Source organism: Ideonella sp. B508-1, assembly GCF_000333615.1.
Classification (GTDB): domain Bacteria; phylum Pseudomonadota; class Gammaproteobacteria; order Burkholderiales; family Burkholderiaceae_C; genus Ideonella.
In genome coordinates this window covers 1-5863 of the sequence record NZ_BADL01000170.1, presented here as the reverse complement: position 1 = coordinate 5863, position 5863 = coordinate 1, and the positions used below count along the sequence as shown (strand labels likewise).

3 protein-coding genes are annotated in these 5863 nt (G+C 70.1%); all 3 read right to left on the bottom strand.

Features of this window, described 5'->3' with window-relative positions; genetic code table 11:
- A partial coding sequence (locus I73_RS07945; protein ID WP_234409445.1) for a phosphate/phosphite/phosphonate ABC transporter substrate-binding protein occupies positions 1 to 1013 on the bottom strand: 1013 nt, incomplete at its 3' end.
- Positions 1014 to 1104: 91 nt separating this feature from the next.
- Positions 1105 to 3114: a c-type cytochrome gene (locus I73_RS07940; protein ID WP_374701947.1), complete on the bottom strand. Its 2010-nt coding sequence runs from the start codon at positions 3112 to 3114 to the stop codon at positions 1105 to 1107.
- Positions 3115 to 3395: 281 nt separating this feature from the next.
- A partial coding sequence (locus I73_RS34575) for a bifunctional diguanylate cyclase/phosphodiesterase (protein WP_051049121.1) occupies positions 3396 to 5863 on the bottom strand: 2468 nt, incomplete at its 5' end.

Here is a 5863-nt window from a genome sequence, read left to right as displayed (position 1 = left end):
TCGGCGGTGCGCCGGCGCACCAGGGTCTCCACCCGCACCACGTGGAAGACCCACCACAGCCCGGCCAGCGCCGCGAAGACGAACCAGGGCCAGTGCTCGCGCAGGATGCCGCCCAGCGTGGTGTGGCCCAGGTAGGCATAGGGGCCGATGTGCAGCTCGCGAAACAGCGCGTGGACGCTGGTGTAGTCCTGCGGCGCGGTCCAGGCACGGCCGTCCACCGGCGACATGGTCAGCAAGGCGGCGGTCACCGCCTTGGCCAGGTCCGGCGGGGTGCCGGCCAGGCGGGCAAAGGGCCAGTCCGGGTACAGGCGCGAGGACAGCCGGCAGGGAAAGCCGCTGGGCGGCTGTTCGGCCACCACGGCGAACTCGTCGGGCCGCACCCGGCCGGCCGCGATCTCCTCTTCCAGCAGGCAGGTGCGCAGCACCCCGGCATCGGCCCGGCCCTCGCGCAGCGCGGTGATGACGGAGGCCATCGGAAAGCCGATGCTCACCAGGGCCTGCAGGCGCTCGGGCGGCACGCCAGCCTGGTCCATTTCGCGCCAGACGACGCGCCAGCCGCCGAAGGCATCGGGCGAGACCACGGCCAGCCGGCGCCCGGCCAGATCGGCAAAGCGCGTGGGGTGGCCCGCCCGGTTGGGGGTGATGACGATGGAGCCCACGGTGTCGGTGGGCACGGCATGGTCGCGGCTTTCCAGCGTGGCCAGGCGGGTGACGCCGTGGCCGGCCTCCAGCTCCACATAGTCGCCCGGGTTGGTGACGACGAAATCCACCGTGTGCTCGGCCACCGCCAGCTCGATGCCGGCCGGGTCCAGCGCGGCCAACTCGAAATGGTGCTGCGGCAGCGCGGCGTTGAGCTGGGCCAGCGTGGGCTCGAAATCCTTGGCGGCGCGCTCCGAGCCCTGGAAGGCCAGCACCGCGATGCGCACGGTGTCGGCCTGGGCCGCCACCGGCGTGCCGGTCGCCGCGGCCAGGGTCAGGAGGGGGACAAGCAGGGAGCGCAGCACAGGGTTCACGCTAGCACAGCAAGGCAAAAAGGCCGGCCACCTGGGCGGGCGGCCGGCCGAACAGGCCGGGGTCTCAGTGGCCTGACGGAGTTGGCGAGGATCAGTAGCGTGCATCCTTGGGCTTGGGGTCCTTCGGCCAGTCCTTGACCTTGTCAGGGAAGTCGGGACGGTCCTGGTGGGTGAAGTACTCGGCCACGTCCACCGCGTCCTGCTCCGACAGGCCGCCCTGGCCCAGCGGGAACTTCTCGTGGAAGCCGATGGGCATGTTGCGCTTGACGAAGGCAGCCGCGGTGTAGGTACGGGCCATGCCGGCGCCGATGTTGAAGGAGCGATCACCCCACAGCGGCGGGTAGACGGTGCGGCCGGCCGCGTCCTTCAGGCCTTCGCCGTTCTGGCCGTGGCAGACGGCGCATTGGGCGCCATAGACCTTCTCGCCGTGGGCCACATTGGGCACGAGCTTCGGATCGACCTTGCCCACGCCGCGGCCGGGCACCTTGTCTTCCTTCTGGGTGTGGCCCTTCATCCAGTCGAAGTAGGCCACCATGGCCTTCATGTCGTCCGAATCGGGCGGCAGCGGCTTGCCGTTCATCGAGCGGCGGAAGCAGCCGTTGATGCGATCTTCCATCGTGATGACCTTGCCGGCGCGCGGTGCATACGAGGGGAAGAAGGCCGACACCCCGACGTAGGGCGAGCCATCGGCCACCGTGCCCGCATTCAGGTGGCAGGAGGTGCAGTTCAGGTCGTTGCCCACGTTCTTGGGCAGCAGGATGTGGGTCTCGGCATTGAGCCGCATGCCCCGCACCAGTTGCGCGGCATTGGGCGCGTCCAGCAACTGGGCCAGGCGCGGGGTCTCGAAGGGCGTCTTGTCGATCTTCGGGTCCAGGCTCTTGCGGGCATCGGCCACCGCGGCGGCATCCACCGCGCCGGCGCCCTGCCCCCAGCTGGCCCGCACATAGCTCAGGATGTCGGCGATCTCGGCGTCGCTCAGACGGGCGAAGGCCGGCATGGTGTAGGTGCGTGGGTGGGCGCCGGTGGAAGCGGTCTTCCAGCCCGTGAGCGCGATGTGGATCAGTGTGGCCGGGTCCTGGGCTGCCACGGTCGGGTTGCCGGCCAGGGCCGGGAACACGCCCTTCACACCGCCACCGTCAGCCCGGTGGCAGTCGGTGCAGAACTGCACGTAGCCCAAGCCACCCCGGCTGGTGTAGGCCGCCACCGGGGTGGCAGCAGGCGTGGCCGAGGCCGCCACCGGCGCGGGCAAGGCCGCCCGGGGCTGGTCCGTGGGCAAGGACTTCAGGTAGGTGGCAATGGCTGTCAGATCCGGATCGCTGACATATTGCGTGGAATGCAGGATCACGTCAGTCATGCTGCCCGAGGCGGTGGCAAAGCGGTTCTGCCCGGTCTTGAGCAACTCGACGGTGTCGGGCACGGTCCACAGGTCACGCAGGTTCACCGCATTCCAATGTTCCACCTGGGCCCCCGAGAGGAACAGATGCCCCTTGGAACCCAGGTCGCTCATGGCCAGCTCCTGGAAGCCGATGCCGCGCGGGGTGTGGCAGGCGCCGCAGTGGCCCAGGCCCTGCACCAGGTAGGCGCCGCGGTTCCAGATGGCGTCCTTCTGCGGGTTGGGCACGAAGGGGGTGGTGTCGGCGAACAGCGCATCCCAGTAGGCCAGGCCCCAGCGCTGGTTGAAGGGGAAATGCATGCCCAAGGGCTTGTTGGACTGGTCGACCACCGGCACGCCCTGGCGCAGATAGGCCCACAGCGCCGCCATGTCCTCGTCGCTCATCTTGGCGTAGGACGGGTAGGGCATGGCTGGATAGAGGCGACGCCCCTTGGCCGTCACGCCGTGGCGCATGGCCCGGTCGAAGGCGGCGTAGCTCCAGTTGCCCAGCCCGTGCTGTTTGTCCGCGGTGATGTTGGTGGAGTAGATCGTGCCGAAGGGGGTCTCCAGCGCACGGCCCCCGGCCAGCTCGGCCCCCCCGGGGGCGGTGTGGCAGGCGACGCAATCGCCCAGCTGGGCCACGTAGCGGCCCCTGGCCACCAGGGCGGGGTCGGCCGTGCCGCTGAAGCCGGGCGTCTTGGTCTCATCCAGCCGGGGAGGACGCGCCATCCAGACGGCAGCGATCGCACCCACGACGACGATGGCGGCGGCGGCGCCCAGGGCCAGGCGACGACGACGAGGGCCTGTGTGTTCTCTCATGGTGCAAGACCTTTCACTTCTCAAGGTTTTGCAGCAGAGATTAGGCGTTTACCCTGATTTTGGAGAGCCGGGCTTTTCCGCGACGCAACCCGGGTTTCCCCGGGTCGCCTCGGCACAGCGTTGGGCAAAGCCCGCCGCCGGCATGGGCCGGGCAAAGCCGAAGCCTTGCACCAGGTCGCAGCCGTGCGCGGTCAGGAAGGCGGCCTGGCTTCGGTTTCCACGCCCTCGGCCTGCACCACGAAGCCCAGGCCATGGCCCAGGCCGATCACCGCCCGGGTCACGGTGGCGCCGGCGGTATCGCGCTCCAGGTCCTTGATGAAGGCGCGGTCCACCTTGAGCTTGGACAGCGGCAGCCGCCAGAGGTGGCTCAGCGAGGTCTGGCCGGTGCCGAAGTCGTCGATGGCCAGCGCCACCCCCAGCTCGCGCAGCTGGGCCAGCTGGCGCAGGTCGCGCTCGGCGTGCCGCATGATGTAGGACTCGCTGATCTCCAGCTCCAGGCGCTCGGCCGGCAGGCCGGTGCGGGCCAGCACCGCGGCCACCGTCTCAGCCAGGTCGCCGCGCTGGATCTGCAGACCCGCCACGTTGACGGCGATGACGCCGATGGCCAGGCCCTGGTCCAGCCAGGCGCGGGCCTGGCGGCAGGCCTCTTCCAGCACCCAGGCTCCGATGGGGATGATGAGCCCGCTGTCCTCGGCCACCGGAATGAACTCGGCGGGCGACACCGGGCCCCGCTCGGGGTGGGTCCAGCGCAGCAAGGCCTCGGCGCCCACCAGCTGGCGGTCGGCCAAGGTGAAGACCGGCTGGTAGTGCAGCTGGAACTCCTGGCGCTCCAGGGCGCGGCGCAGGTCGCTTTCCAGGCGCATGCGGTCCAGGGCCTGCTCGTTGAGTCGGGGCTCGAACAGGCGGTAGCCGCCGCGGGCCGATTCCTTGGCCTGGTACAGCGCCAGATCGGCGAACTTGAACAGGCTGGTGACGTCAGCGCCATGTTCGGGGTAGAGGCTCACGCCCACGGTGGTCCCCACCGACAGGCTGTGCCCCTCCAGCACGAAGGGCTCGCGGAAGGCCTGCAGGATGCGCTGCACGCTGGCATCGACATCCAGCGTCGATTCGACGTTCTCCAGTAGTACCACGAACTCGTCGCCGCCCAGGCGGGCCACGGTGTCGGTGTCGCGCACGGCCTGTTGCAGGCGGCGCGCCACGGCCTGCAGCAGGGCGTCGCCCACCGGGTGGCCCAGGCTGTCGTTGATGTGCTTGAAGCGGTCCAGGTCCATGAAGAGCATGGCCAGGTGGCTGTGGGCCCGCTTGGCGCGCGACAACGCCTGGCGGCAGCGGTCCATCAGCAGGGTGCGGTTGGGCAGGCCGGTCAGCGCGTCGTAATAGGCCAGTTGGTGGATGCGCCGGGCCTGGGCCTTCTGCTCGGAGATGTCCGAGAAGATGCCGATGTAGTGGCTGATCGCCCCCTGCTCGTCCCGCACCGCGGTGATGCTTTCCCAGATCGAGACGACGAGTCCGTCGCGGTGGCGGTTGAGCACCTCGCCCTCCCAGTGGCCGCTTTCCAGCAACTGGCCCCAGAGGTCCTGATAGAAGCTGACCGCGTGCTGGCCGGACTGCATCACGCTGGGCCTGCGGCCCAGCACGTCGGCCTCCTCATAGCCCAGGATGGCGGTGAAGGCGCGGTTGATCTTGCGGATGCGGCCCTCGGCGTCGGCAATCAGCACGGCATTGAGGCTGGCGTCGAACACGGTGGCCGCCAGGCGCAGCTCGTCCTCCACCCGGCGGCGGGCGGTGATGTCCTGCACCGTGCCCACGCCGCGCAGGCCCTGGCCCGGCAGCGCCTGCAGGCTGGCCCGCAGATGGACCCAGCGCAGCGTGCCGTCGCGGGTGTCGATGCGGAACTCCAGGTCGCAGCTGCGCCGCGCGGCCAGCGCCTCCATGAAGGCCTGGGCACCGGACAGGCGGTCCTCGGGGTGGATGGCGGAGAACAGCGCCGACAGGCTGGGGTCGGTGTCGGGCGAGGCATCGAGCAGGGCCCGGGTCTCGGCCGACCACTTCATGCGCTCGTTCACCGGGTCGAGCTCCCAACTGCCCAGATGGGCCACGCTCTCGGCGTCCTTGAAGCGGGCGTCGCTGGCCAGCAGCTCGGCCTCCTTCTGCTTGAGCAGGCCGATGTCGGCCCCGGTGATGACCGCGCCCTCCTCCTTGCCCTGGGCGCTGTACAGCTGCACCGCCTCGATCAGGTGGTGGCGGTAGCCTCCGTCGCGCAGGGCCAGCCGATGTTCGGCGCGGTAATGGCCATGTCGGCGCACCTGCTCGAACAGCACCGACTGCACCGGCCAGGGCAGCGGTGGCAACTCACCGGCCAGCCGCATCTGGTCCTCGGCATGCAGCAGCTGGTCCACGCTGTCGCCGTCCGCCAGGGGCCGCAAGGTCTCGCGGGCGCGGCTGTTGCAACGCCGCAGCCGCCCCTGGGCATCCAGCACGATGACGACGCTGCCCACGGTGTCCATCACCCGTTCGGAAAAAGCGGGCAGCGCCTGCTCGCGGTCGCGCGCCGACTGCAGGGCCGCGCGCTGCTGCTCCAGCTGGGCGAGCATGGCATCGGCCTGCTCGGCCCCGGACATCAGCTCGAATTCCAGCGCCCCGTTGGCCAGGCGCAGGG